25 protein-coding genes and 1 tRNA gene are annotated in these 24,770 nt (G+C 73.6%); 13 read left to right on the plus strand and 13 right to left on the minus strand.

What is annotated here, in order from left to right; genetic code table 11:
• Window positions 1–24: 24 nt before the first annotated feature.
• From AC54T2_RS05065 to AC54T2_RS05085, 5 genes are all read right to left on the minus strand, one after another.
• Window positions 25–678, minus strand: coding sequence for a TetR/AcrR family transcriptional regulator (locus tag AC54T2_RS05065; RefSeq protein ID WP_186339807.1), 654 nt, complete (start codon window positions 676–678; stop codon window positions 25–27).
• An 82-nt stretch (window positions 679–760) separates the two neighbouring features.
• The gene (locus AC54T2_RS05070; RefSeq protein WP_489975444.1) at window positions 761–1,798 is read right to left on the minus strand and encodes a zinc-binding dehydrogenase; all 1,038 of its coding nucleotides are present in this window, start codon (window positions 1,796–1,798) and stop codon (window positions 761–763) included.
• Between the two features lie 75 nt (window positions 1,799–1,873).
• Window positions 1,874–2,245, minus strand: coding sequence for a response regulator transcription factor (locus tag AC54T2_RS05075; RefSeq protein WP_186339809.1), 372 nt, complete (start codon window positions 2,243–2,245; stop codon window positions 1,874–1,876).
• Between the two features lie 84 nt (window positions 2,246–2,329).
• Window positions 2,330–2,797, minus strand: a complete 468-nt coding sequence (locus AC54T2_RS05080) for an aminoacyl-tRNA deacylase (RefSeq protein ID WP_186339810.1) — start codon at window positions 2,795–2,797, stop codon at window positions 2,330–2,332.
• 128 nt (window positions 2,798–2,925) lie between these two features.
• Window positions 2,926–3,015 (minus strand) — tRNA-Ser (locus AC54T2_RS05085).
• A 147-nt stretch (window positions 3,016–3,162) separates the two neighbouring features.
• Between AC54T2_RS05085 and AC54T2_RS05090 the strand changes: the two genes are divergently transcribed.
• From AC54T2_RS05090 to AC54T2_RS05100, 3 genes are all read left to right on the plus strand, one after another.
• Entirely contained in the window at window positions 3,163–5,121 is a 1,959-nt protein-coding gene (locus tag AC54T2_RS05090; protein ID WP_496665686.1) for a lysophospholipid acyltransferase, read from the plus strand.
• Window positions 5,118–6,551 (plus strand): HAD-IB family hydrolase, encoded by a 1,434-nt coding sequence (locus AC54T2_RS05095; RefSeq protein ID WP_496665687.1) that lies wholly within the window; start codon window positions 5,118–5,120, stop codon window positions 6,549–6,551. The genes AC54T2_RS05090 and AC54T2_RS05095 overlap by 4 nt, the downstream gene beginning before the upstream one ends.
• Before the next feature lie 61 nt (window positions 6,552–6,612).
• The gene (locus AC54T2_RS05100; RefSeq protein WP_496665688.1) at window positions 6,613–8,040 is read left to right on the plus strand and encodes a wax ester/triacylglycerol synthase domain-containing protein; all 1,428 of its coding nucleotides are present in this window, start codon (window positions 6,613–6,615) and stop codon (window positions 8,038–8,040) included.
• On the opposite strand, the gene AC54T2_RS05105 is transcribed toward AC54T2_RS05100, so the two are convergent.
• Genes AC54T2_RS05105 through AC54T2_RS05115 form a run of 3 tightly spaced genes read right to left on the minus strand, consistent with a single transcriptional unit; the run spans window position 8,019 to window position 9,510 of the window.
• Window positions 8,019–8,486: a GNAT family N-acetyltransferase gene (locus AC54T2_RS05105; protein WP_186339814.1), complete on the minus strand. Its 468-nt coding sequence runs from the start codon at window positions 8,484–8,486 to the stop codon at window positions 8,019–8,021. The two genes, AC54T2_RS05100 and AC54T2_RS05105, sit on opposite strands and share 22 nt — an antisense overlap.
• A gap of 50 nt (window positions 8,487–8,536) precedes the next feature.
• Window positions 8,537–8,989 carry a deaminase gene (locus tag AC54T2_RS05110; protein WP_489976002.1) on the minus strand — a complete coding sequence of 151 codons (453 nt, stop codon included), beginning with the start codon at window positions 8,987–8,989 and terminating at the stop codon, window positions 8,537–8,539.
• A 38-nt stretch (window positions 8,990–9,027) separates the two neighbouring features.
• A complete protein-coding gene (locus AC54T2_RS05115; protein WP_186339815.1) occupies window positions 9,028–9,510 on the minus strand; it encodes a tRNA adenosine deaminase-associated protein in 483 nt (160 codons plus the stop codon).
• A gap of 110 nt (window positions 9,511–9,620) precedes the next feature.
• On the opposite strand from AC54T2_RS05115, the gene upp reads away from it, so the two are divergent.
• A complete protein-coding gene (upp, locus tag AC54T2_RS05120; protein WP_186339816.1) occupies window positions 9,621–10,262 on the plus strand; it encodes a uracil phosphoribosyltransferase in 642 nt (213 codons plus the stop codon).
• A 15-nt stretch (window positions 10,263–10,277) separates the two neighbouring features.
• Here the strand turns inward: upp and AC54T2_RS05125 are convergent, their stop codons facing one another.
• Window positions 10,278–11,513, minus strand: a complete 1,236-nt coding sequence (locus AC54T2_RS05125) for an alpha-hydroxy acid oxidase (protein WP_186339817.1) — start codon at window positions 11,511–11,513, stop codon at window positions 10,278–10,280.
• A 188-nt stretch (window positions 11,514–11,701) separates the two neighbouring features.
• Here AC54T2_RS05125 and AC54T2_RS05130 point away from each other — a divergent pair, with 188 nt between their 5' ends.
• From AC54T2_RS05130 to AC54T2_RS05160, 7 genes are all read left to right on the plus strand, one after another.
• Window positions 11,702–13,240 carry a Re/Si-specific NAD(P)(+) transhydrogenase subunit alpha gene (locus AC54T2_RS05130; protein ID WP_496665689.1) on the plus strand — a complete coding sequence of 513 codons (1,539 nt, stop codon included), beginning with the start codon at window positions 11,702–11,704 and terminating at the stop codon, window positions 13,238–13,240.
• Between the two features lie 7 nt (window positions 13,241–13,247).
• On the plus strand, window positions 13,248–14,705 hold the full coding sequence (pntB, locus tag AC54T2_RS05135) for a Re/Si-specific NAD(P)(+) transhydrogenase subunit beta (protein ID WP_186339819.1): 1,458 nt from the start codon (window positions 13,248–13,250) through the stop codon (window positions 14,703–14,705).
• Window positions 14,706–14,795: 90 nt separating this feature from the next.
• Entirely contained in the window at window positions 14,796–15,239 is a 444-nt protein-coding gene (locus tag AC54T2_RS05140; protein ID WP_186339820.1) for a hypothetical protein, read from the plus strand.
• Window positions 15,236–15,553: a type VII secretion target gene (locus tag AC54T2_RS05145; RefSeq protein ID WP_186339821.1), complete on the plus strand. Its 318-nt coding sequence runs from the start codon at window positions 15,236–15,238 to the stop codon at window positions 15,551–15,553. Before AC54T2_RS05140 ends, AC54T2_RS05145 begins: the two co-directional genes overlap by 4 nt.
• Window positions 15,553–16,374 carry a WXG100 family type VII secretion target gene (locus tag AC54T2_RS05150; protein ID WP_186339822.1) on the plus strand — a complete coding sequence of 274 codons (822 nt, stop codon included), beginning with the start codon at window positions 15,553–15,555 and terminating at the stop codon, window positions 16,372–16,374. Before AC54T2_RS05145 ends, AC54T2_RS05150 begins: the two co-directional genes overlap by 1 nt.
• Window positions 16,371–16,808, plus strand: a complete 438-nt coding sequence (locus AC54T2_RS05155; protein ID WP_186339823.1) for a YbaB/EbfC family nucleoid-associated protein — start codon at window positions 16,371–16,373, stop codon at window positions 16,806–16,808. The genes AC54T2_RS05150 and AC54T2_RS05155 overlap by 4 nt, the downstream gene beginning before the upstream one ends.
• 10 nt (window positions 16,809–16,818) lie before the next feature.
• Window positions 16,819–17,490, plus strand: a complete 672-nt coding sequence (locus AC54T2_RS05160; RefSeq protein WP_186339824.1) for a hypothetical protein — start codon at window positions 16,819–16,821, stop codon at window positions 17,488–17,490.
• 262 nt (window positions 17,491–17,752) lie between these two features.
• Here AC54T2_RS05160 and AC54T2_RS05165 read toward each other — a convergent pair whose 3' ends face one another.
• The 3 genes from AC54T2_RS05165 to AC54T2_RS05175 all read right to left on the minus strand — a co-directional run bounded on the left by AC54T2_RS05165 (window position 17,753) and on the right by AC54T2_RS05175 (window position 20,255).
• Window positions 17,753–18,487: a VIT1/CCC1 transporter family protein gene (locus AC54T2_RS05165; protein WP_489975450.1), complete on the minus strand. Its 735-nt coding sequence runs from the start codon at window positions 18,485–18,487 to the stop codon at window positions 17,753–17,755.
• Window positions 18,488–18,552: 65 nt separating this feature from the next.
• The gene (thpR, locus tag AC54T2_RS05170; RefSeq protein ID WP_186339825.1) at window positions 18,553–19,110 is read right to left on the minus strand and encodes an RNA 2',3'-cyclic phosphodiesterase; all 558 of its coding nucleotides are present in this window, start codon (window positions 19,108–19,110) and stop codon (window positions 18,553–18,555) included.
• Entirely contained in the window at window positions 19,110–20,255 is a 1,146-nt protein-coding gene (locus tag AC54T2_RS05175) for an acyl-CoA dehydrogenase family protein (protein ID WP_186339826.1), read from the minus strand. The genes thpR and AC54T2_RS05175 overlap by 1 nt, the downstream gene beginning before the upstream one ends.
• A gap of 115 nt (window positions 20,256–20,370) precedes the next feature.
• On the opposite strand from AC54T2_RS05175, the gene AC54T2_RS05180 reads away from it, so the two are divergent.
• The gene (locus AC54T2_RS05180; protein ID WP_496665690.1) at window positions 20,371–22,140 is read left to right on the plus strand and encodes a sensor histidine kinase; all 1,770 of its coding nucleotides are present in this window, start codon (window positions 20,371–20,373) and stop codon (window positions 22,138–22,140) included.
• A 106-nt stretch (window positions 22,141–22,246) separates the two neighbouring features.
• Window positions 22,247–24,049 (plus strand): sensor histidine kinase, encoded by a 1,803-nt coding sequence (locus AC54T2_RS05185; protein ID WP_496665691.1) that lies wholly within the window; start codon window positions 22,247–22,249, stop codon window positions 24,047–24,049.
• Between the two features lie 6 nt (window positions 24,050–24,055).
• Here AC54T2_RS05185 and AC54T2_RS05190 read toward each other — a convergent pair whose 3' ends face one another.
• Window positions 24,056–24,733: an NAD-dependent deacylase gene (locus tag AC54T2_RS05190; protein WP_496665692.1), complete on the minus strand. Its 678-nt coding sequence runs from the start codon at window positions 24,731–24,733 to the stop codon at window positions 24,056–24,058.
• Window positions 24,734–24,770 lie beyond the last annotated feature (37 nt).

The following is a 24,770-nucleotide window of genomic DNA, read 5'->3' on the forward strand; positions in this document are numbered from 1 at the left end:
GTTGTGGTGCGGGGGTCGGGTGGGTCAGCCGGCGTGGCCGACCCGGAGCCGGTGGAGGACGCGGTCGAGGAGCGCGTCCCACTCGGTGCGGGCGGTGGGCGGGACGGGCGGGGCCAGGCCGGGACGCCGCTCGACCCAGAGCCCGGCGACGGTGGTGATGCCGCTGAAGAGCAGCGCCAGGCTGAGGTCGAGGTCGACCGGGTCGAGGTCGGGTGCGCGTCGCAGGAGCTGCTGGCGCAGTCGGCCGCCGACGTGCTCGAAGGCGGTGCGCGAGATCCCCTGGGCGCGCTCGTCGCCACGCTGCGGCGAGCCCAGGGCGACGTGGATGGTGGCGATGGCCGTGGGGAGGTCGACCCGGCGGGTGGCCTCGCCGACCGCGTCGAGCGCGGTGCGGGCGCCGGCCTCGCCGGGCGGCAGCTCGGCGGTGCGGCGGTCGACGTCGTCGAGCAGCGCCGCGGTCGCCTCGTCGAGCACCTGCTCGCAGACCGCGACGAGCAGCTGGTCGAGACCCGCGAAGTGGTTGAAGACCGTGCGCCGCGAGACGCCGGCGTGGGAGGCGACCTGCTCGACGGTGAAGCCATGGGCGCCGTGCTCGGTGGCCAGCGCGCGGGCGGCGTCGAGGATCGCCCGTCGGCGCTCCGCACGCAGCGCGCTGCGGCGGTCGGTGGGCAGGGTCATCGGCACCCGATAATTGTTGCACTCAGTGCAAATAGGGCCCGGTGGGGCGCTGGATGGGTGTGACGCGATCCGCGCCGACTCCCTAGACCGACGGGTCGACGATGGTCATGCCGGCGACCGTCGCCCGGTCGAGGACGGGCAGGAGTGCGGCGGCCTCCGCCAGGCCGATCGTCCGCTCGACCAGGAGGTCGGGCCGCAGCTCGCCCGCCTCGACCAGCGCGAGCATCGCCGGGTAGTCGACGGCCGCCATGCCGTGGCTGCCCAGCAGGTCGAGCTCCCACGCGATCACCCGCGACATCGGCACGCGCGGGTGCCCGTCGACCGGCGGCAGCAGCCCCACCTGGGCGAGGCGCCCGCGACGTCGCAGGCTGAGGATCGCGTCGGCGCAGGTCTGCTCGCTGCCCACCGCGTCGACAGCGACGTGGCTGCCGCCACCGGTCAGGTCGGAGACCGCCTCCGGCACGTCGCGGCCGTCGGCGAGCACGGTGTGCTCGGCGCCGATCCGCGTCGCCGCGGCGAGCGCCTCCGGGGTGCGGTCCACCGCGACGACCCGGGCGCCGAGGGCGCGGGCGATCATCACGGCGCTGAGGCCGACCCCGCCGGCGCCGACGACGCAGACCCACTCCTCCGCGGCCACGCGGGCACGGCCGACGAGCGCGCGGTAGGCCGTCGCGAAGCGGCACCCCAGGCCGGCCGCGGTGGTGAGGTCGACGGACCCCGGCACGGCGACGAGGTTGGCGTCGGCCGCGTGCAGGGCCACGAGCTCGGCGAACGAGCCCCAGTGGGTGAACCCGGGCTGCTGCTGGTCGGGGCACACCTGGGCGTCGCCGCCGCGGCACCACTCGCACCGTCCGCAGCCGCACACGAAGGGCACGGTCACCCGGTCGCCGACCCGCCAGCGGGTCACCCCCTCACCGACCTCGCTGACGTGCCCGGCGAGCTCGTGCCCGGGCACGTGGGGCAGCGCGACGTCGTCGTGGCCGGCCCAGGCGTGCCAGTCGCTGCGGCACATGCCCGTCGCCGCGACGCGTACGACGACGCCGCCGGCAGGCGCCGACGGGGCGGGCACCTCGCGGACCTCGGGCTGGGACCGGACCTCGTCGAACACCACGGCACGCACCGGACGATTGTGCCCGGTGGCCGGGTGGGGGTGGAGCAGTGCTCAGGCGGCGGTCAGGCGGTGGTCAGGTGGTGGTCACCGGGTCGGAGGTCCCTCGAGCGCCGTCACCCGCGCCACCAGCTGCGCGAGGGAGAACGGCTTGTCGAGCACGTCGTCGGCGCCGGCCTCGAGACACTCGGCGACGTGCGCCTCGCCGGCGTTGCCGCTCGTCACGAGCACCGCACCGCGGTAGCCGCCCGCGCGCAGCGACGCGACGGCCTCCAGCCCGTCCATGTCTGGCAGACCGCGGTCGATGACGACCAAGCCCACCGACTGGTCCTGGGCCGAGGCGACGGCGGCCGCCCCCGACTCGACGGCGAGCACCTCGAAGCCGGCCCGCCGCAGGGCCAGCACCATGATCTGGGCGAGGTCGGGCTCGTCCTCGACGACGAGCACCGTGGCGGTCACGCGGACACGGTACAAGCGGGATGCACGCGTGAGGCACCCCAGAGGCGACCCGTCTGGGCCGCCTGCCGGCCGCTCACGTGGGGCTCAGGCGGGGTCGGTGACGTCCGCGACCTGCGCCTGGAGGTGGGCCACGACCTCGTCGCCGGAGACGGTGGCCGCCAGGCCGTGGGCGCCCGCGCCGATGGAGACGGTCCGGCCGGTGACGCGCTCGTCGGCGACCACCGGCAGCGCCGTCCTCGACCCGAACGGCGTGATCGTGCCGCGCTCGTAGCCGGTGACCTCTCGCGCGGCCTCCGCGTCGGGCATCGAGATCCGGTTGACGCCGAGCAGGGCACGGAGCTTGGGCCACGAGATCTCCCGGTCGCCCGGCACGAGCACGAACAGGTGGTCGCCCTCACCGCGGCGCACCACCATCGTCTTCACGATCGCCGACGGCTCCACGCCGCGGGCGGCGGCGGCCTCGGCCAGGGAGCCGACCCGGCCGTGGCGGGTGACCTCGTGGTCGAGGCCCGACTCGGCCAGGGCGCGCAGCGCGGGATTGTGGTCGGCCATGCACCCGAGCCTACGGCGAGCGGGGATGACGACCGATGAGGGCGATCGGGCCGCGACGACCGCGAAATGACGACTCCCGGACCTGCGAGTCGCGGATCCGGGAGTCTCCGATGTCCAGAGACATCAGGTGGCGGTGACGGAGGGATTTGAACCCTCGGTGGACTTGCGCCCACAAACGCTTTCGAGGCGTTCTCCTTAGGCCGCTCGGACACGTCACCGCGCCGAACGTTACCGGAGAGGTCGGGCGAGCCGAAAACCGCGGGTGGTCCACGAAGTGCGTCGATGCCGTGGTCACGGAGCGCGTACGACGGTAACTTCGGCGGACGCCTGTGCTCGCGCCGCCGCGCGTGCGGGAAGGAGGGGCTGTGGCTGTCGTCCGACGTGCCCGCGACCTCGCGCGCGCCGCACTGCCGAGGAGCGTGGGGGACCGGCTGCCGGCCGCGCCGCCCCCGGAGGTCACCGAGCTCCTCCACGACAAGCGGTTCCAGCGCGCCGTCGCCGCGCACGCCGACGAGCAGGGCCGCCCCGAGGAGGAGGTCTGGCAGGAGGTCACGGGCTACCTCCACGAGATGTGCGCCGCCCACGACGACCGGGCGTCGCAGGGCTGGGCGCGGATGGGCGAGTGGTTCCTGCGCGCCTACGACGTCCTGGTCGACGAGGACCAGGTGCAGCAGCTGCGCAAGCTCGACCGCACGCACAGCCTGGCCCTCGCCTTCAGCCACCGCTCCTACCTCGACGGCATGGTCATCCCCAACGTGCTGCGGGCACGCCGGTTCTCCCCGACCTACACCTTCGGCGGCGCCAACCTCAACCTGCCGGTCATCGGCTCCGTCGCCAGCCGCACCGGCCTCATCTTCATCCGCCGCGCCACCCAGGAGATCCCGGTCTACCGCCTCGCGCTGCGCTCCTACATCCGCCGGCTGGTGGCCAACAAGCGCAACCTGGCCTGGTCGATCGAGGGTGGCCGGACGCGTACGGGCAAGCTGCGCCCGCCGGTGCACGGGATCCTGAAGTACCTCACCGACACCGTGCAGGGTCAGGACGAGCACGACGACGCCCCCGACGTGCAGGTCGTGCCGGTCTCGGTCGTCTACGACCAGCTCCACGAGGTCTCGTCGATGACCGAGGAGGCGCGCGGCGCCAGCAAGACGCCCGAGGACTGGCGCTGGCTGGTGCGCTTCGCCCGCCTCCAGCACAAGCGCCTCGGGCGCGCCTACCTCACCGTCGGCGAGCCGTTCTCGCTCGGCGAGCGGATGGCCGAGCTCGCCGCCGAGGGCGTCACCGGCCACCAGGCCGTCGAGCGGGTCGCGCTCGACATCTCCCACCGGCTCAACCGGGCCACCCCGGTCACCACCACCGCGATCGTCTCCCTCGCCCTCCTCGGCGCCGACCGGGCGCTGACCGTGGACGAGGTGCTCGAGACGGTCGAGCCGCTCGCCGCCTACATCGACGCGCGCCGCTGGCCGGTCGCCGGGGCGGCCGACCTCCGCGACCGCGCGACCATCCGGCGCGCCCTCGCCGACCTGACCCGCAGCGGCGTGCTCACGGCGTACGACCAGGGCACCGAGCCGGTCTGGAAGATCGGGGACGACCAGCACCTCGTGGCCGCGTTCTACCGCAACACCGTGATCCACGTGCTCGTCGACCGGGCGATCGGCGAGCTGTCCCTCCTCACCGTCAGCGAGCTGGAGCCCGGCGCGGAGCTGCCGCCGGGAGGTGAGCTCCAGGTGGGCTGGGAGGAGGCGAAGCGGATGCGCGACCTGCTCAAGTTCGAGTTCTTCTTCCCCTCGCGCGGCCGGTTCGAGGCCGAGCTGCGCACCGAGCTGCGGCTGCTGGCCGGCGAAGGCGTCACGGAGATGACGCCCGCGCGGGCGCGCGAGCTGCTCGTGCAGGCCCGGCCCCACCTGGCCCACCTCGTGCTGCGCCCCTTCCTCGACGCCTACCTCGTCGTCGCCGACCGGCTCGCCGACCACGGCGACGGCCCGGTCGACGAGGACGAGCTGCTCGCCGACTCGCTCGCGGTGGGCCGCCAGTGGGCACTGCAGCGCCGGGTGGCGAGCCAGGAGTCGATCTCGCTCGAGCTCTTCCGGTCCGCGCTGGCGCTCGCCCGCCACCGGGGGCTGCTCGCCGAGGGCGCGGGCGTCGGGTCGGCCCGGGAGGCGTTCGCCGCCGAGCTGCGCGACTCCGTGCGGCGCGTCAACATCGTCGGGGAGATGGCCGGTGACACGGTCACGGTCGGCCACCCCGAGCCGACGCCCGACCCCGGCCCGGACCCCGACCCGGCGCCGCAGCGGCAGCCGGTGCCGAGGGCGGAGCGCGTGTGAGCGGGCTCTCGAGGGCAGCGCAGGAGGCGATCGAGGCCATCGAGGCCGGGCCGCAGGGCCCGTCGGTGGGCGCGTTCTTCGACCTCGACGGCACCCTCGTCGCCGGCTACACCGCCGCCACGTTCTACGGCGACCGGCTCCGGGGCCGCGAAGTCTCTCCGGCCGAGTTCCTGCGCACCGTCGTCACGGCCGTCGACGGCGAGCTCGGCGGCGACCCGACCCGCATCGCACACGTCGCCTTCTCCGCCATGCGGGGCGAGTCCGAGGAGGCCTTCGCCGACCTCGGTGAGCGGCTCTTCCGCGCCAAGATCGCCGGCACCATCCGCCGCGAGTCGCGCGCGCTCGTCGCGGCGCACCAGCGCGCCGGCCACACCGTCGCCGTCGCGTCGGCCGCCACGCCCTACCAGGTCGCTCCGGTGGCCCGCGACCTCGGCGTCGACCACCTCGTCTGCACCCGCCTCGTCGTGGAGGACGGCCAGTTCACCGGGGCCACCGACGGACCCATGCTGTGGGGCCGCCACAAGGCGAGCGGGGTGCGTGCGTTCGCCCGCGAGCACGCGCTCGACCTCGCCGACTCCTACGCCTACGGCAACGGCTACGAGGATGTCGCGTTCCTCTCCTCGGTGGGCCGCCCCACCGCCCTCAACCCGCACCGCGACCTGCGCGCCGCCGCCGCCCGCCTCGGGTGGCCGGTGCTCGACCTCTCCGACCCGGTGGGCGGCTCGCTCCGCGCGGCCGGGCGTACGGCGCTCGCGCTGGCCGGCATGAACGCGGGGGTCGGCCTGGGGCTGGCCTACGGGCTGGCGCGCGGCGACCTGCGCGAGGGCCGCAACGCCGCGCTCCGGCTCGCCACCCACCTGCCGATGGCGCTGGCCGGCGTCGGCCTGGACGTGCTCCACCGGGAGCGGCTGTGGACCCACCGCCCGGCCATCTTCGTGGCCAACCACCAGAGCGCGCTCGACGTCCCGGTCCTGGGCCGCCTGCTCGAGCGCGACTTCACGATCGTCGCGAAGAAGGAGGCGCGCTGGGACCCCCGCGCCGTCGTCGGCTCGGTGGTCGTCGACCCGGCCTGGATCGACCGCTCCGACTCCGCGTCGGCGCGCGCGACGCTCGACGGGGTCGTCGAGCGGATCCGCTCGGGCACCTCGCTGATGATCTTCCCGGAGGGGACGCGGTCGCCGACCCCCGTGCTGGGTCCGTTCCGCAAGGGCGCGTTCCACCTCGCCGCCCAGGCGGGCGTGCCGGTGGTGCCGATCGTGCTCCGCAACACCGGGGAGCTGATGCGGCGCGGGTCGATGGTGCTCCACCCGGGGGTCGTCGACGCGTGCGTGCTGGAGCCCGAGACCGACTGGAGCGTGGACGAGATGAGCGAGCGGATCGCGGCGCTGCACACGAGGTTCGAGCAGACACTCGCGAGGTGGCCCGCATGAGCACCCCACGACCTTCTTCTCCTCCGCTGCGCTCCCCCGAACAACGCCGCGGGGACCCCGCATGAGCACCCCCGCCGACGTCGAGCGCTGGGTGGCGGCCGCGTCGATGGCCACCGGCGGCGAGCTGACGCCGATGCAGACCCTGCTGTGGCGTGCCGAGCGGCACCCGGTGCAGTCGTCGACGACCACCGTCGTGATCGACCTCGACCGGGCGCCCGACTGGCAGCGCTTCGTAACGGCCACCGAGTGGGGCACCGAGCTGGTGCGCCGCCTGCGCCAGCGCGTCGTCGAGCCGGCCGTCCCGACCGCCGCTCCGGTCTGGGCCGACGACCCGACCTTCGACCTCGGCTACCACCTGCGCCGCGAGCGGGTCGCCAGCCGTGAGGAGATGCTCGGCGAGGCCGCACAGATCGCGCTGCGACCCTTCGACCGGTCGCGCCCGCTGTGGGAGGGGGTCCTCTTCGACGGCATGCCGAGCGGGGCGGCGTACGTCCTCAAGATCCACCACGCGCTCGCCGACCCGCTCGGCACGGTGCAGCTGCTCTCGATGCTCCAGTCCGATCGCCGCGCGCACACCCCGCTCAAGCCGCTCGGCGAGGAGCACGTGGCGCCGGCGGACGCCGACCCGGTCGACCTGGCCGTCACCGGCCTGCGCACCGAGGTCGCCGCGCTTCCCCACCTCGCCCGCGCCGCCGCCCGCCGCGCCGCGCTGGCGGCGGTGCGACCGCAGGCGACCGTCGCCTCGACGCTGCGCTACGGCGCCTCGGTGCGCCGGCTCCTCACCCCGGCCGCGCCGCCCTCGCCGGAGCTCTCGCCGCGCACGGGGCGGCGCTGGCGGTTCCTCACCTTCCGGGCCCCCCTCGAGCCGCTGCGCTCCGTCGCCCGCCTCGCCGGGGGGTCGGTCGACGACACGACCGTGGCGCTGGTCCTCGGCGGGCTGCGGCGCTACCACGCGCGGCGCGGCAGCACGGTGGCCGAGATCCCGGTGGGCGTCCGCGTCTCGCTGGCCCGCGCCAACGACCTCGGCAACCGCTTCGCCACCGCGCAGGTCAGCGGTCCGCTCGCCGTCGAGGACCCGGTAGACCGGGTCGCGGCGGTGCGCGGCGAGGTGCTGTCGCTGCACACCGAGCGGGCCCTCGAGGTGCTCGACGCCGCGGCGCCGCTGATCAACCGGCTCCCGGCCGTCGTCGGGGCGTCCGCCCTGCGCGCCGCCACGGCCCCCGACGCGTTCGTCCTCTCCCTGCCGGGCCCGCCACGCCGACGCTTCATGGCCGGGGCCGAGGTGGAGGGGATGTACGTCCTGGGGCCGTTGCCCGGCTCGGCGCTGACGGTGTGCCTGGTGACCTGCGCCGACACCGCGTGCATCGGCGTCAACGTCGACGCGAGCGCGGTGGCCGACCTCGGTGCGCTGGAGGAGTGCCTGGGCGAGGGCGTCGAGGAGATGGTCGCGGCCGGGCGCGCGACGGGTCAGGCGGTCGGGCCGACGTAGCAGAGCATGCGGTGCTCGGAGCCCTCCTCGATGGTGGCGAAGCCGTGCCGCTCGTAGAAGCGCCGGGTGTCGGTGTCGACCTCGTCGACGTTGATGTGCATCTCGGGCGACCCCAGGTCGCGGGCGAGGTCGCGGCACAGGGCGAGGATCCGGGTGCCGACGCCGCGCGAGCGCAGGGCGGGGACGACGTAGAGCTCCTCGAGCTGCGCCACCGGGCCGTCGTACCAGATCGCCGGGCGCAGCGTGACCAGGGCGAACCCCACCGCGAGGTCGGAGGTGTCCTCCGCGAGCACGGCGAGCACGCCGTCGAGGCCCAGCAGGCGGGCGAAGCGCCCCGCGAGCACCTCGGCGTCGTCGGTCTCGGTGTCGAACTCGGTGTTGAAGTCCCACAGCAGGCGCCCGAGCACCTCGGCGTCCTCGACGGCGGCGCGGCGCACGACGGTCATGCAGCGAGCGTACGTCGCCGGGCGGGCCGCGTCAGCGGGGTCGGGCCGGGTCAGCCGGCGGGCGGGGCGACCGTGCGGTGGCGGGCGAAGAAGTCGTCGAGCAGGGCGGTGGACTCCGTGGCCAGCACCCCCGCGACGACCTCGGGACGGTGGTTGAGGCGGCGGTCGCGCACCACGTCCCAGAGCGAGCCCACGGCGCCCAGCTTGTCGTCGTAGGCGCCGAAGACGAGGCGGTCGACGCGGGCGAGGACCACCGCGCCGGCGCACATCGTGCACGGCTCGAGCGTGACGACCAGCGTGCACCCCGACAGCCGCCACTCTCCGCGGGCGGCCGCCGCGGCGCGCAGGGCCACCACCTCGGCGTGGCCGGTGGGGTCGCCCTCGGCCTCGCGGGTGTTGTGGCCGGTGGCGACGACCGCGCCCGACTCGTCGAGGACCACCGCGCCGACCGGCACGTCGTCGGCGGCCAGGGCGGCCCGTGCCTCGGCGAGCGCGAGGCGCATGGCGTCGTCCCAGGTGCCGACCCGGGTGGTGTGCAGCGTCATGCGGAGGTGAGGCCCACGGCGTCGTCGAAGAGCTCGCCGAAGCCCAGTCGGCGGGCGATGTCGGAGAGCATCTCGTCGGGGTAGAGCTCCACGTCGTCGAGGAGCGCGCCGAGGTCGACGGCGTGCAGGCCGAGGTCGGCGAGCAGGTCGAGGTCGCCTGCCGGCACCTCGATGTCGTCGTCCTCGGGCGGGGGCAGGCCGAGGTGGTCGATCGCAGACTGCGCGAGCTCCCACGTGTCGGCGGCCGTCACGTCGGAGAGCAGCACGCGCGTACGCGCACCGACGACGCGCACCAGCACGAAGAAGTCCTCGTCGACCGCGACCATCCCGACGGCGCCATCGTCGCCGGAGACCTGGCGCAGCGCGTGGCCCAGCGAGTCGATCGTGTCGAACGCGGGCGAGGCGATCTCCTGCACCTGCCACGCGCCGTCCTCGCGGAAGGCGACCAGCGCGAAGTCGACCTGGCCGGGCTCGGACATCCCCACACCTCCTCCACCACCGTCGACGTCAAATGTCGCAGAAAGCACGGGGGCCGCCAACCCTCGCCGGCGCCGCGGTCGCCGGGTTCGTACCCCACTAGGGTGACCCCATGCGCCTGCACGTGGTGAACCACCCCCTCGTCTCCCACAAGCTGACCGTCCTCCGCGACGAGCAGACCGACTCCCCGACGTTCCGACGGCTGACCGACGAGCTGGTGACGCTGCTGGCCTACGAGGCGACGCGCGAGGTGCGTGTCGACCCACGGCCGATCACCACGCCCGTCGGCCCCACGTCGGGGGTCTACCTCGCGCACCCCAAGCCGATGGTCGTCCCGATCCTGCGGGCGGGCCTGGGCATGCTCGACGGGATGATGCGGCTGCTGCCGACGGCGGAGGTGGGCTTCCTCGGCATGGTGCGCAACGAGGAGACGCTCGAGGCCTCGACCTACGCCGAGCGGCTGCCCGAGGACCTGTCCGGGCGCCAGTGCTACGTGCTCGACCCGATGCTGGCCACCGGTGGCACCCTCGCGGCGGCGGTCCGCTTCCTCACCGACCGCGGAGCCGACGACATCACCGCGATCTGCCTGCTCGCCGCGCCGGAGGGCGTCGACCGGCTCGAGAAGGGGCTCGCCGGCCTCGACGTCCCGGTCACCGTCGTGACCGCGGCGATCGACGAGATGCTCAACGACAAGGGCTACATCGTCCCGGGCCTCGGCGACGCCGGCGACCGGCTCTACGGCGTCGCGCACTGACGGCGAGCCCTCAGCTCACCGGGCGGTGAGCCGCCGCAGGGCCACGACGTGGTCGGGGGTGAGCTCGTCGAGCGTGCGGACGCCGAGCAGCTTCATCGTCCGCTCGACCTGCCCGCGCAGGATGTCGATCACCCGGTCGACACCCTCGCGACCGCCGGCCATCAGGCCGTAGAGATAGGCGCGCCCGACGAGGGTGAAGGTGGCGCCGTGGGCGACGGCGGCGACGACGTCCTGCCCCGACATGATGCCGGTGTCGACGTGCACCTCGACGCGGTCGCCGACGGCCGCGACGACGTCGGGCAGCAGGTGGAAGGGCACCGGCGCCCGGTCGAGCTGGCGCCCGCCGTGGTTGGACAGCAGCACCGCGTCGACGCCGACGTCGGCGCAGCGGCGCGCGTCGTCGACGGTCTGGACGCCCTTCACCACGACCTTGCCGGGCCACTGGTCCCGGATCCACGCCAGGTCGTCGTAGGTCACGGTCGGGTCGAACATCGTGTCGAGCAGCTCGGCGACCGTGCCCGACCAGGCGTCGAGCGAGGCGAACGCGAGCGGCCCGGTGGTGAGGAAGTCGAACCACCACGCGGGGCGGGGGATCGCGTCGAGCACGGTGCGCGGGGTGAGGGTCGGCGGGATCGTCATGCCGTTGCGCACGTCGCGCAGCCGGGCGCCGGCCACCGGCACGTCCACCGTGACGAGCAGCGTGTCGAAGCCCGCGTGGGCGGCCCGCTCGACGAGCGCCATCGAGCGCTCGCGGTCCTTCCACATGTAGAGCTGGAACCAGTTGCGCGCGCCGCTCGCGGCCGGGGCAGCGGCGGCGACCTCCTCGATCGAGGTGGTGCCCATGGTGGAGAGGGCGAACGGGATGCCGGCGGCCGCGGCTGCCGTCGCGCCGGCGATCTCGCCCTCGGCCTGCATCATCCGGGTGAAGCCGGTGGGGGCGATCCCGAACGGCAGCGCCACCCGGGCGCCGAGCACGTCGCGGGAGGTGTCGACCTCGGAGACGTCGCGGAGGATCGCGGGCCGGAACTCCACGTCGGCGAAGGCCTGCCGGGCGCGGGCCAGGGAGACCTCGCCGTCCGCGGCCCCGTCGGTGTAGTCGAACGCCGCGCGGGGCGTACGCCTCTTGGCGATGCGACGCAGGTCCTCGACGGTCAGCGCGTTGGCGAGGCGTCGCTCGCGCGCCGACCAGGTGGGCTCCTTGAAGCGCAGCAGCGGAGCGAGGTCGCGCCGCCTCGGGATCTGTCGTCGCACGAGATCACCCCATCACGGGTCGCCGAGGGCGGTCGCCCCGGTCGGGGGCACCATCTTCGCGCAGGACCCCCGCCGCTGCTCGGGCCGCGCCGCTGTGGTCCACGCCACGGTGTGCAGCCGTGACTCACGCCACACGTTCGGTACCTTGTGCCCGGCCCGACCGTCCGGCCCGCCACCAGGAGGCAGTAGTGCGCATCGGCATCCCTCGCGAGTCCCGGCCAGGGGAGACCCTGGTGGCCGCCACGGCGAAGACGGCGTCACAGCTCGCGGCGCTCGGCTACGACGTGGTGGTCGAGACGGGGGCCGGCGTGGCCGCCGACCAGCCCGACACGGCGTTCGCCGAGGCCGGCATCGCGGTCGGGACCGGTGCCGACGTGTGGTCGAGCGACGTGGTGGTGAAGGTCGACGCGCCCACCGACGACGAGATCGGCCGGCTGCGCCCGGGCGCGACGGTCGTCAGCCTGATGGCGCCCGCCCGGAGCCCCGAGCTGGTCGAGCGCCTCGCCGCGCAGGGCGTGACCGCGCTCGCGATGGACGCCGTGCCGCGCATCTCGCGCGCGCAGTCGATGGACGTGCTCTCCTCGATGGCCAACGTCGCGGGCTACCGCGCGGTGATCGAGGCGGCCCACGAGTTCGGCCGGCTCTTCACCGGCCAGGTCACCGCCGCCGGCAAGGTGCCGCCTGCACGGGTGTTCGTCGTCGGCGCCGGGGTGGCCGGTCTGGCCGCGATCGGCGCGGCGGGCTCCCTGGGCGCGGTCGTGCGCGCGTTCGACGTGCGTCCCGAGGTGGCCGAGCAGGTCGAGTCGATGGGCGCGCAGTTCGTCACCGTCGACATGGAGCAGGAGGTGTCCTCCGACGGCTACGCCAAGGAGATGACCGCCGAGCAGGAGGCCGCGACCGCCGCGATGTACGACGAGGAGGCGCGCGCGGCCGACATCGTCATCACCACCGCGCTGATCCCCGGCCGGCCGGCACCGCGGCTGATCACCGCCGAGACGGTCGCGGCGATGCGGCCCGGGTCGGTCGTCGTCGACATGGCCGCGGCCAACGGCGGCAACGTCGCCGCGACGGTCGAGGACGAGCGGGTGGTGACCGCCAACGGCGTCACCGTGCTGGGCTACACCGACCTCGCCGGCCGGCTGGCCGCGCAGACGAGCCAGCTCTACGGCACCAACGTGGTCAACCTGATGAAGCTCCTGACGCCCGGCAAGGACGGCGTGCTCACCCTCGACCTGGACGACGTCGTCCAGCGTGGCATCACCGTGACGCGATCGACCGGCGAGGGCGCGGAGGTGATGTGGCCGCCGCCCCCCGTGCAGGTCTCTGCCGCGCCCGCCCCCGCCGCCCCCGCGGCCGTCGAGAAGCAGCCGCCCCCGCCGCCCGACCCGCGTCGCCGGCTCTACGCCGCCGGCCTGGCCGCCGTGGTGTTCCTCGCGCTCGCGACCGCCGCGCCGGTGAGCTTCCTGCCGAGCCTCACGGTCTTCGTGCTCGCCGTCGTGATCGGCTTCTACGTCATCGGCAACGTGCACCACGCGCTGCACACCCCGCTGATGAGCGTCACCAACGCGATCAGCGGCATCATCGTCGTCGGGGCGATCCTGCAGGCCCCGGTCGACAACCTCGCGGTCCAGATCGTCGCCGGGGTGGCCATCCTGCTCGCCAGCATCAACGTCTTCGGTGGCTTCCTGGTCACCCGGCGGATGCTCAACATGTTCCAGAAGGGCTGAGACCGGCATGGACCTCGGTAGGGACTCGAGCCTGGTCTCGTTCGTCACGGGCGCCTACATCCTCGCGGCGCTGCTGTTCATCCTCGCCCTCGCCGGGCTGAGCAAGCACGAGACGGCACGGCGCGGCAACGCGTTCGGCATGGCCGGCATGGCCCTCGCGCTGGTCGCGAGCCTGCTGCTGGTGCTCGACCGCCTCGGCGCCGACTACGTCGACCAGGGCCCGGTCGTGGTCGGGCTCGTCATCATCCTCGTCGCCGGCACGGTGGGCGCGGTCATCGGGATCCGGCTCGCCCGGCGCGTCGAGATGACCGGCATGCCCGAGCTGATCGCGATGATGCACAGCTTCGTCGGCCTCGCCGCCGTGCTGGTCGGCTACAACACCTTCATCGAGGTCGCCTCCCTGCACGGCGAGCTCGGGCTGGAGTCCGACGCGGTGCACAACGCCGAGGTCTTCCTGGGCGTGTTCATCGGCGCGGTGACCTTCACCGGCTCGATCGTGGCCAACCTCAAGCTCAGCGCCCGGATGAAGTCCTCGCCGCTGGTGCTGCCCGCGCGCCACCTGCTCAACCTCGCCGTCCTGCTGGTGTCCGCCGCGCTGATGGTGTGGTTCATGCTCGCCGACGGGTGGGTGGGGATGGTGCCGCTCGCGCTCATGACCGTCCTCGCGCTGGCGCTGGGCTTCCACCTCGTCGCCGCCATCGGCGGCGGTGACATGCCGGTCGTGGTGTCGATGCTCAACAGCTACTCGGGGTGGGCCGCGGCCGCGGCGGGCTTCATGCTCGGCAACGACCTGCTGATCATCACCGGCGCGCTCGTCGGCTCGTCCGGCGCGATCCTCAGCTACCTCATGTGCACGGCGATGAACCGCTCGTTCGTCAGCGTCATCGCCGGTGGCTTCGGCTCGGACGGCGCCACCGTGGGCGGTGACCGCGACTACGGCGAGCACCGCGAGATCCAGGCGGGCGAGGTCGCCGACCTGCTCGCCGGGGCCTCGTCGGTGGTCATCACGCCCGGCTACGGCATGGCCGTGGCCCAGGCGCAGTACCCCGTCGCCGAGCTGACGCGGAAGCTGCGCGACAAGGGCGTCGACGTCCGCTTCGGCATCCACCCCGTCGCGGGCCGCCTGCCCGGGCACATGAACGTCCTGCTCGCCGAGGCGAAGGTCCCCTACGACATCGTGCTCGAGATGGACGAGATCAACGACGACCTCGCCGACACCGACGTCGTGCTGGTCATCGGCGCCAACGACACCGTCAACCCGGCCGCGCTCGAGGAGCCCGGCTCGCCGATCGCGGGCATGCCGGTGCTCGAGGTGTGGAAGGCCCGCGACGTGATCGTCTTCAAGCGGTCGATGGCCACCGGCTACGCCGGGGTGCAGAACCCGCTCTTCTTCAAGGACAACACCCAGATGCTCTTCGGCGACGCCAAGGACAAGGTCACCGAGATCGTCGCGGCGCTCGGCTGAGGGGCGCGTGCGGGGCGCATCGGGGCAGGGATCTGCCCACGATCGTGAGACACGTGTTTGAGCCGGCCGCGAGACGGTATCTATCCACCCATGACCGACCAACTTCCCCCCGGCCCGTGGCTGCGACCGGTCCGGCCGCCCGCCGATCCGGTCCGCGCGTCCGCGGCGCAGCGCGAGCTGATGGACGAGATCCACGAGCAGGTGCTGCGCAAGCTGGAGAGGGCTCGTGAGCTGGACGCCGCCGCCAAGGAGCAGATGCTCACCCCCGGCTCCGGCGCCAGCGGCGAGGCCCTCGACGGTGCGGTCCAGGTGCGCGTCGACTCCCGGGGGATGATCCAGTCGGTGTCGTTCGAGCCGGGCATCACCGGGCTGAGCGCCGACGAGCTCCGCGAGGAGACGCTGGCGGCGCTGCAGCAGGCCAAGGCCGGCCTCGGTCTCGGGTCCCGGTCCGCGGGTCGGGCCGTGGACGCACTCTTCGACCGCAGCGTGGCACAGGCGCTGCTCCGCTTCCTCGACCCCCAGGAGACACCGTGAGCAACGGGTTCTACGTCGAACCGTCCGAGCTGTCCAGGATCTCGGCCGCGCTGAGCACTGCCGCCGGTCAGACAGGAGAGGCCGGATCCGCCGGCGCCGCGGTCACGGCGCTCTCGCCGCAGGCGTTCGGCATCATCTGCTCGTTCTTCACCCCGCCGTGCCTGGCCTTCTCGAGCGCCGCGCTGACGGCGATCGGGGCCATCGAGGGCGCCCTCGGCAAGGGGGCCGGTGCGGTGGACGCGTGCTCGGCCGACTTCCAGAAGACCGACGCGGCCGTGGCGCAGATGCACGACAAGCTGAGAGGAACACTCTGATGTCCGACCTGATCGCCGTCGAGCCGATCGACCTCGCGGGCTCTCCCTACGAGCAGGTGGCGGGGGGCGACTACTCCGGTCTGGTCGGCTTCCACCCCGGCGCCTCCAGCGCCGTGGCGGCCGGGCAGGCGTTCGCCCAGGGCGACGAGCTCAGCGGCGTCATCGCCCTCGCCGGCGTCGCCACCGACATGGTGATGATGGCCATCGACCCGTTCGCGACGCTGCTCAGCAGCGTGGCCGGGTTCCTCATGGACTACGTCCCGCCCCTGCCGCAGATGCTCGACTCGCTGGCCGGCAACCCGGCGCTGGTGGAGTCGATCGGCGTCTCCTGGGGCAACATCGCCGACCACCTCGAGTCCTCCGCGGCCGACCTGATGAGTGCCCTCAACGCGGCGATGTCCGGCTGGAGCGGACTCGCCGCCACCGCCTTCGGTGTGGTGGCAGCCGCGCTGGTCGACGCGATGCACCGCTCGGCGTTCGTCTGCCGGTGCATCGCCCAGGGCATGCAGCTGGCCAGCGGGGTCGTCCAGGCCGTGCGCAGCTTCGTCCGCGACCTGATCGCCGACCTGGTGGGGGCGCTCATCGCGTGGGCCGGCGAGGTCGCCGCGACCGTCGGCATCGGAGCGTCGTGGGTCATCCCGAAGGCCACCGCCCGGATCAGCATCACGGTCACCGACTGCACCACCTTCACGCAGGCGCTGGTGCGCGGCATGACCGACTTCAAGATCGTCGCCGAGCTCGTCGACACGGGCTGGGGCGCGATGCTCAACGCCGTCCAGGCCGTCGACTCCGGCATCGACCGCGGCGGTGCCGGCGCATGAGCTTCGAGATCCCCACCGAGTTCACCGAGGCGGGCCTCGCCCGGCTGCGCGAGGAGCACACCGCGCGGGCCCGCCGCGCCGACGCGGCGGGCGACCGGATCATGGCGATCGTCGCAGTCGGCCGCTCGAGTCGCGGGCTCGTCGAGGTCACCGTCGACGGCAGCGCCGTCGTCACCGACATCCGGTTCTCCGAGGGAGCCGCCTCCTCGCACGCCGTGCTCGGCCAGATGGTCAAGCAGGCGCACGACCGGGCGGTCGCCGACTGGAACCGCCAGGTGCGCGAGATCACCGAGCACGAGCTGGCCGAGGACGACCAGCTCCGCACGCACATCCAGACCCAGAGCGACGTCGACCTCGCCGCGCACGTCGACCCGGCCAGCCTCGAGGACGACGAGGACGACGAGGACTGGGCGCGGCGGGCGAGGGGCTACTAGGTTCCGCCGCGTGGAGATCTCGGACTGGTTGCGGGTCGGCCTGCTCGTCGTCCTGGTCGTCGTGCTCGCACTGCGCGCACGGTCGTGGCTGCGTCACTACCGTCGCGGCGGAGCGGGCGACCGCGAGCTCGTCGAGAAGGCGCACGCCACGCAGGAGAGCGTGGTCCGGCTCGCCGCCGACCGCGGCTGGACCGTACGCCGCGGCCCGGCCGCCGCGGGTGCCTTCCCCGCCGACCTGCGCGCCCACGCGATCGACGTGGGCGAGTGCGACCTCGACGTGACGGGCGAGGGCTTCCGGTCACGGTCGTGGACGGCGTACACCTCCCGGCGCGGCTCGGGCATGAAGTACGCCATCCGGGTGCACGTCACGCAGGTCGAGGCGCCCGGGGTCGAGGCCGACCTGGTCGTGCGCGACCTGCCCGTGGTGTGGACCCCCCTGCTGTTCCCCGACCGGTTCCACGGACGGGCGAGCGACGCCGGCCCGCAGCGGGTGCTGGCGGCGGGTGACGTCGCGGCGACGCGGGAGCGGTTGGCCCCGCTCATGCAGCGCATCGTCGACAGCGGCGTGTGGGTGGTGGTCTCCGGTGGCGTCGTGACGGTCATGGCGCACTGGGAGCCGGACGCCGACGAGCTCGAGCGATGGCTCGGGCTCGCGCGCGACGTGGCGTCCGCGCTGTCCTGACGGCGGACCCCCGGGGCCCCGTCGTCGTACGCCATCGACCCGCAGCTCGTGCTGCGCCTGGCGCGCCGCCGTGACGGTTCATCAAGGTATGCAGACCAACCCGCACTTCCCTGCGTGAACTCGCCGTGGGAAGTGACGGTTCGTCGACATACCTTGATGAACCAGCGGCGCGGGGCAGACCGGACCGGCGTACGTCACCCTGGCCGCGCAGCGCCCACGATGACGACCGCGACGCCCGACCTCGCTCCGCTGGAGGGGCGGCTCAGCCGACCTGCACGCCGGCCAGCGTGCCGATCAGGTAGGTCACGCCCATCGCGAGCAGCCCACCGCCGACGTTGCGCACCACGGCAGGGCCTCGCGGGCTGTAGCCGAGCCGCGCGCTGACGAAGCCGGTGAGCGCGAGCGCCGCGGCGACGCTGAGCACCGTGACGAGGATCCGCTGCCCGGCGGGGACGTACGCCACGATCAGCAGCGGCAGCAGCGCGCCCGCGGTGAAGGCGAGGATCGAGGCCCAGGCGGCGTGCCAGGGGTTGGTCAGGTTGTCGGGGTCGATGCCGAACTCGATCTCGGCGTGCGCGCGCAGGGCGTCGTGCTCGGTGAGCTCGCGGGCGACCTGCTCCGCGGTCTCGGGCGACAGGCCCTTGTCGACGTACTTCTGGGCGAGCTCGCGCTCCTCGGTCTGCGGCATCTGCTGCAGCTCGTTCGCCTCCAGGTCGAGCAGCGCCCGCTCGGAGTCGCGCTGCGTGCTGACCGAGACGTACTCGCCGGCGCCCATGCTGAGCGCGCCGGCGGTCAGGGCGGCGATGCCGGCGATCACGATGGCGCCGCTGTCGTCGGTCGCGCCCGCCACGCCCATCACGACGCCGGCGGTCGACACGATGCCGTCGTTGGCGCCGAGCACCGCGGCCCGCAGCCAGTTGAGGCGCTCGCCGACGGCGCCGCCCATCTCGGCATGGAAGTGCTTCGGGTCGTCGTCGGTGCCGGTCTCCGGGATCACCCATCGATCGTCGCTCGGCGCCCGGCCGGATGCAACGAAGGGGAGCCTTGGCTGCGAGCCCGGCGTCAGCCGAGGGGGAAGGTCGCGACGACCTCGTGGCGCGGGCCTCGGCGTGGGCCCTCGCCGAGGTGGGAGGCCACCAGCGCGACCTCGGTGACCTGCCAGCGCGGGCCCGCGTAGGTGTCGAGGACCCGGACCCACGAGGTGACGTTGGCCGGCCTGCCGAGCCGGGCGAGGGTGAGGTGCGGGCGGAACCGCTGGCCGTCGACCCGGCCGCCCGCACGGGACACCGCGGCCCGGCAGGCCGCCGCGAGCCGGTCGAGCCCGGCGTCGTCGTCGACCTCGAGGCCGGCGTGCAGCACGCGTGCGGCGTCGGGGTGAGGGAAGGCGCCGCCGCCGGCGACGAGCATCTCGAAGGACGCCCGCCGCCCGGCGGCCGCGGCCAGCAGCTCCTCGAGCTGGTCGAGCGAGCGCTCGGGCAACGATGCCGCGAACGCCAGGGTCACGTGCCACTGCTCGGGCGCGGACCAGCGGAGCTCCGCCGCCTCCCGACGCACGGCCAGGAAGTCGTCGAGGTGCTCGACGACCCCCGCCGGCGGCAGGACGGCGACGAAGGCCCGCATCACAGGCCCAGGTCGCGCCCGATCAGCATCTTCATGATCTCGTTCGAGCCGGCCCAGATCTTCGTCACGCGCGCGTCGCGCCAGGCGCGGGCGACGCGGTACTCGTTCATGTAGCCGTAGCCGCCGTGCACCTGCACGCAGTGGTCGAGCACGTCGTTCTGCACCTGCGAGGTCCACCACTTCGCCTTGGCGGCGTCGACGGGGGTCAGCTCCTTCTTGGTGTGCGCGAGCACGCACTGGTCGACGAACGCCTGGGTGACGTCGACGCGGGTGACCAGGTCGGCCAGCAGGAACTGGGTGTTCTGGAAGGCGCCGATCGGCTGGCCGAACGCCTGACGGTCCTTGGCGTACTGGATCGTCTCCTCGAGGATCTGCCGGGCGTGGGCCAGGTTGGTGACGGCCGAGCCGAGGCGCTCCTGCGGCAGGAACTGCATCATCGAGATGAAGCCGGTGTCGAGCGGGCCGACGAGGTCGTCGTTGCTGACCCGCACGTCCTCGAACGACAGCTCGGCGGTGTCGGACTCGTCCTGGCCGACCTTGTCGAGCACCCGGCCGACGCTGAAGCCGTCGAGCGTGGTGTCGACGGCGAAGAGCGAGATGCCCTTGGCCTTCTTCTCCGGGCTGGTGCGCGCCGCGACCAGCACGAGGTCGGCGGAGCCACCGTTGGTGATGAAGGTCTTGGACCCGTTGATGATCCAGTCGTCGCCGTCGCGCACGGCCGTCGTCTTGAGGTTGGCCAGGTCGGAGCCGCCGCCGGGCTCGGTCATCCCGATGGCCGTGACCAGCTCGCCGGTCGCGCAGCGCGGCAGCCAGCGGGCCTTCTGCTCGTCGTTCGTCAGGTGCACGAGGTAGGGCACGGTGATGTCGGCGTGGATGCCCACGCAGCTCGGAAGGGTCATGTTGACCTTGGCGAGCTCCTCGGTGAGCACCGCGTTGAAGCGGTAGTCGCCGGCCTCGGCGCCGCCGAAGGCCTCCGGGATCTCGAGGCCGAGGAAGCCCTGCTTGCCCGCCGCGAGCCAGAAGTCGCGGTCCAGGCCGTGGTTGCCGGCATAGCTGTCGAGGTGCGGGACGACCTCGCGGTCCAGGAACTGCTTGACGGAGGCGCGGAAGGCCTCGTGGTCCTCGTCGTAGATCTCACGCTTCATGCCGCTATGTTACCCGCGGGTCACCATCTCGACGATCCTGCCCAAGAGCCGCACCGAACCCGCCGATGGCGGGTAACGTCGCGCCATCTGGCTCGTCTCGGTGGCAGGAGCATTGGTGGGCGACGACGCGGGGTGGGTGCGCCCACGGGGGAAGGCGTGGGGCAACGAGGCCCAGCGCGCGGTCCTGCACGCCGTCGCGGAGGACCTGGCGCGCCGCACCCAGCACAAGGTCGTGGCCATCGAGGCGCTGCGCACGGACGGCTTCTTGGAGTTCGTGGCGATCGCCGGCGACGACGCGGCTCGCGACAAGATGATCGGCCAGGCCTCGCCGCTCGCACTCGACCACATCCACGCGCTCGGGGAGGACCTCGCGGGCTGGCGCCACATCGCGGGCGAGCGCCTCGACGACGACACCCGCGCGTGGCTCGACGAGTACGGCCACAAGCCCGCGACGGCCCCGTCCGGCCTGCCCGACGGGTGGGACCCCGACGACCAGATGCTGCGCCTGCTGGAGAACGAGGACGGCGACCTGCGCGCGATCGTCTACCTCGACGAGCCGCACTCGGGGCTGCGTCCGACGGCCAAGACGGCGGAGGCGATCAACCTCGAGGTCGGCGCGATGTTCGACGCGGTCATCAGCATCGTGGAGCGCGAGCTCTACGGCGAGCAGCTCCGCATGGTCACCCAGGCGCGCCGGGCGATCGAGAGCGTACGCCCCGGCCTGGGCGCGCAGGAGCTCGTCGGTGAGCTGTCCCGGGCGATGACCGAGGCGATGGACACGGCCGAGGTCGCCGTGGTCGCGACGGGCACCGTGGTCGAGGGACTCCAGGCCGCACGCGCCGAGCTCGCCGAGCTGATGCGCCACCAGTGGCGCCGGCGTGGGCACGTCGTGGTCGAGACGCAGCGCACCTGGAGCATGCACGAGGAGTCGATCGAGACACCGGACGCCCTGGTGCGCCTGCTCGACGCCCGCGGCATGGGGTCCGGGCTGCTCGTGCCGATCGGGGCGGGAGAGGAGTACCTCGCCACGCTGGTGATGGGACGCGCACCCGACGCGCCGCGCTGGAACGCCTCCGAGATCAACGCCGCCACCACGGTCGCCGGCGACGTGGCACGGCTGATGCTCGAGGCACGGCTGATGGAGCGCGAGCGGGCGCTCAACGCCCAGCTGCGCGAGGTCAACGACTACCGGCGCGACATGGTGCTGACCCTCGCCCACGAGCTCCGCAACCCGGTGAGCGTGCTGTTCACCCACCTCGAGCTGCTCGACCAGGACCCCACGCCCGACGACGTCCGCGACTCCCTCGGGGCGCTCGGCCGCTCGGCCCGGCGCATCGAGGACATGGTCGCCGACCTGATGACCCTGGCCTCGGTGAGCGACCCCGACAACGGGCCGGCGGCGCTGGAGGTCGACCTGTCGGCGCTGGTCCGCGAGACCTGCGGCGACCTGGCGTCGACCGCGGCCGCGGCCGGAGTGGAGGTGGATTCCTCGGTGGCCGACGGTCTGACGCTGATCGGCGAGGCCGCCGGCCTGCAGCGGATGGTGGCCAACCTGGTGGGCAACGCGGTCAAGTACACCCCGGCCGGCGGGCGGGTCGCCCTGGTGGCGTCGGCGCACGCCGCCGGCGGCGTGGACGGCGTACGGATGACCTGCGCCGACACCGGCATCGGCATCGCTGCCGACGAGCTCGACAAGGTGTTCCAGCCGTTCTTCCGATCCAGCAGCGCCGAGGCACGGCGGCGTCCGGGCACAGGGCTGGGCCTGGCCATCATCGAGCGCGTCGTGACCACCCACGGGGGCACCCTCGAGGTCACCTCGACGCTGGGGGAGGGCACCACGTTCGCCGCGTGGATCCCGGCCGGAGGGCCGCGCCCGCCCGCCTGACGGCGACGCCCGACGGTGAAGATCGGGCCCGGTGGGTGGATACCGACCGGCGCGACGGGGCCGGCCCCCTACGATCGCCGGTGGGGATGGGGAGGGCGACGACGCCATGGAGCAGGCGCGGACCGAGGAGCGCAGGACGCGCGACCTCAGCTGGGGTGACGCGCGCGCCCGGGCGTTGATGCACGACCTGGCCCGCGACGCGGCGAGGCGCGCCGGATTCGACGTCTGCGCCATCGAGGTCGTGCGGCCCCAGGGTCTGCTCGAGTTCGTCGCGATCGTCGGCGACGAGCCCAACGCGGAGGAGCGGCTCGGCACCGCGTCCAGCCTCGTCGACATGCAGCTCGTCTTCGCACAGGGCGTGCGCCTGGGCCACCTCGTGTGGATCTCGGCCGACAGCCTGTCCGAGGAGGTCCGCGAGAGCATCGACGGCGTGGTCGTGGTGCCCGAGATCCCGGTGACCGACTGCCCCGACACGTGGCACGCCTTCGACATGCTCGTCGCGGAGATCACCGACGAGCGCGGCGACCTGCGGGCGCTGCTCTACCTCGACGTCCCGACCGACCTGCGCCGACCCGGCGTCGCGCGCCTCCTCGAGCTGGGCGACGACCTGGAGGTGGTGCTGCGCTCGATCCTCGCCGTGGTGGAGCGCGAGGAGTACGCCGACCACATGAGGGTCATCCGTGCCACCCGGCGCCTGGCCCGGTCCAACACGGCGCGCCACGACGTCAACCACCTCCTGCGCGAGGCCCGCTCGACGCTGCTCGGTGCGCTGTCGGTCGACGAGCTCGAGATCCGCGTGTTCTTCCGCGACGACCGCGAAGGCCCCGACGTGCTGGGCCTCGACACGGTCCCCGAGGTGAGGAGCGCGCTCGACGCCGCCGCCGCCCGCGCCTGGGCGGCACAGCGGGTGACCATCATCGAGCCCGGCCAGGTCTGGGGCGACGCCGCTCTCGCGGCCCACACCGGCTGGTTCACCGACGCCTTGGGCCTGGCCCGGCTGGAGGCGGTGGTCGTGGCGCCCGTGGGTGTCGACGACGAGCTGCTGGGCATGCTCATGTGCGCACGGCGCACCGGCTCACGACGCTGGACCGACAGCGAGGGCCACGCGGCGCTGGAGCTCGGCCACGACCTCGGTCGCGCCATCGCCAACGCCCGCGCGACCCAGCGCGAACGCCGGCTGCTCGAGGAGCTGCGCGGCGTCGAGGGGGCCCGGCACCGGTTCCTGCGCGAGCTGACCCACGAGATCAACAACCCGATGACCGTCATCGCCGCCAACGCGGAGTTCCTGCTCGAGAGCCAGGACGCCGACGCGCAGGACCGCAGGCGCGCGCAGGCCATCCTGCGCGGCAGCGAGCGACTCGGCCAGCTGCTCGAGGGCCTGGCGATGCTGACCCGGGTCAGCGACCCGCAGCACCGCCCGGCGATGCAGCACGTCGACCTCGTCCCCGTGGTGGAGGAGACGGTCGCGGCGATGACCGCCGTGGCCGAGCGGTCGGGCGTCACCCTCCAGCTCGTCGGGGACCTGAGCGAGGCCGTCGTGCTGGGCGACCCGCGCGAGATCGCGAGCGCGGTGTCCAACCTCGTCGACAACGCGGTGAAGTACTCCGACCCCGGCGACGAGGTGTGGATCGGCATCGAGCGCCGCGCCGACGGCGGGCTCTCCTTCTCCTGCAGGGACGAGGGCATCGGGATCTCCGAGGCCGACCAGGCCGACCTGTTCTCGCCACTGTTCCGCTCGACCAACGAGGAGGCGCTGATGCGCCCGGGCACCGGCCTCGGCCTCGGCATCGTGCGCGAGATCATGCAACGGCACGGCGGGCGCATCGAGATCGAGTCGGTGCTCGGTCGCGGCACCCGCGTACGCCTGCACTTCCGGCCCCTCGCGCACCACGGGGCCGCGGGGCCCTGACGCGGCTCAGCCCAGCAGCTCGTCGACCCACGCGGGGACGAGCCGGGTGGCCGGGCCCTGCCGGGAGGCGTCGAAGTCGGACGCGCCGGCGCTCGGCTCGAGGTTGAGCTCGAGGGTCTCGCCGGCGGCCCAGTGGACGAACGCCGCGGCCGGGTAGACGACGCCCGACGTGCCGATCGAGACGAAGAGGTCGCACCGCTCGAGGGCCTCCTCGACCACGTCCATGCCGTAGGGCACCTCGCCGAACCAGACGATGTCGGGACGCAGGTCGCTCGCGCCGCACCCGGGGCACGGCGGCTCGTCAGCCAGGGTGCCGTGCCACTCGTGCCGCTCGTCGCAGCCGGTGCACCACGCCGCCTGCAGCCGGCCGTGGATGTGGTGGACCCGTCGCGAGCCGGCGCGCTCGTGGAGGTCGTCGACGTTCTGGGTGACGAGGAGCAGGTCGTCACCGAGCGCGTCCTCGAGGCGGGCGAGCGCGTGGTGTGCGGCGTTGGGCTCGACCCGGGCGAGGGCCGCCCGCCGCGCGTCGTAGAAGCGCTGCACGAGGCCGGGGTCGTCGGCGTAGGCCTCCGGCGTCGCCACCTGCATCGGGTCGTGGCCCTCCCACAGCCCACCCGCGTCACGGAAGGTGGTCAGGCCGCTCTCGGCCGAGATGCCCGCCCCGGTCAGCACGACGATCCTCATGGCCCCAGTCCTACCAGCCGGTCACCCGTAGGGGTGC

Source organism: Nocardioides sp. Z35_8, assembly GCF_059621125.1.

Excerpts from the sequence above, each read along its gene's own strand:
- AC54T2_RS05065 (WP_186339807.1), bottom strand. The coding sequence starts at position 678 with ATGACCCTGCCCACCGACCGCCGCAGCGCGCTGCGTGCGGAGCGCCGA.
- thpR (WP_186339825.1), bottom strand. The coding sequence starts at position 19,110 with ATGCGGGCCTTCGTCGCCGTCCTGCCGCCGGCGGGGGTCGTCGAGCAC.
- AC54T2_RS05115 (WP_186339815.1), bottom strand. The coding sequence starts at position 9,510 with ATGTCCGAGCCCGGCCAGGTCGACTTCGCGCTGGTCGCCTTCCGCGAG.
- pntB (WP_186339819.1), top strand. The coding sequence starts at position 13,248 with ATGGACCTCGGTAGGGACTCGAGCCTGGTCTCGTTCGTCACGGGCGCC.
- AC54T2_RS05155 (WP_186339823.1), top strand. The coding sequence starts at position 16,371 with ATGAGCTTCGAGATCCCCACCGAGTTCACCGAGGCGGGCCTCGCCCGG.
- AC54T2_RS05175 (WP_186339826.1), bottom strand. The coding sequence starts at position 20,255 with ATGAAGCGTGAGATCTACGACGAGGACCACGAGGCCTTCCGCGCCTCC.
- AC54T2_RS05110 (WP_489976002.1), bottom strand. The coding sequence starts at position 8,989 with ATGCGCCTCGCGCTCGCCGAGGCACGGGCCGCCCTGGCCGCCGACGAC.
- AC54T2_RS05080 (WP_186339810.1), bottom strand. The coding sequence starts at position 2,797 with ATGGCCGACCACAATCCCGCGCTGCGCGCCCTGGCCGAGTCGGGCCTC.
- AC54T2_RS05185 (WP_496665691.1), top strand. The coding sequence starts at position 22,247 with ATGGAGCAGGCGCGGACCGAGGAGCGCAGGACGCGCGACCTCAGCTGG.
- AC54T2_RS05140 (WP_186339820.1), top strand. The coding sequence starts at position 14,796 with ATGACCGACCAACTTCCCCCCGGCCCGTGGCTGCGACCGGTCCGGCCG.
- AC54T2_RS05100 (WP_496665688.1), top strand. The coding sequence starts at position 6,613 with ATGAGCACCCCCGCCGACGTCGAGCGCTGGGTGGCGGCCGCGTCGATG.
- AC54T2_RS05150 (WP_186339822.1), top strand. The coding sequence starts at position 15,553 with ATGTCCGACCTGATCGCCGTCGAGCCGATCGACCTCGCGGGCTCTCCC.
- AC54T2_RS05190 (WP_496665692.1), bottom strand. The coding sequence starts at position 24,733 with ATGAGGATCGTCGTGCTGACCGGGGCGGGCATCTCGGCCGAGAGCGGC.
- AC54T2_RS05105 (WP_186339814.1), bottom strand. The coding sequence starts at position 8,486 with ATGACCGTCGTGCGCCGCGCCGCCGTCGAGGACGCCGAGGTGCTCGGG.
- upp (WP_186339816.1), top strand. The coding sequence starts at position 9,621 with ATGCGCCTGCACGTGGTGAACCACCCCCTCGTCTCCCACAAGCTGACC.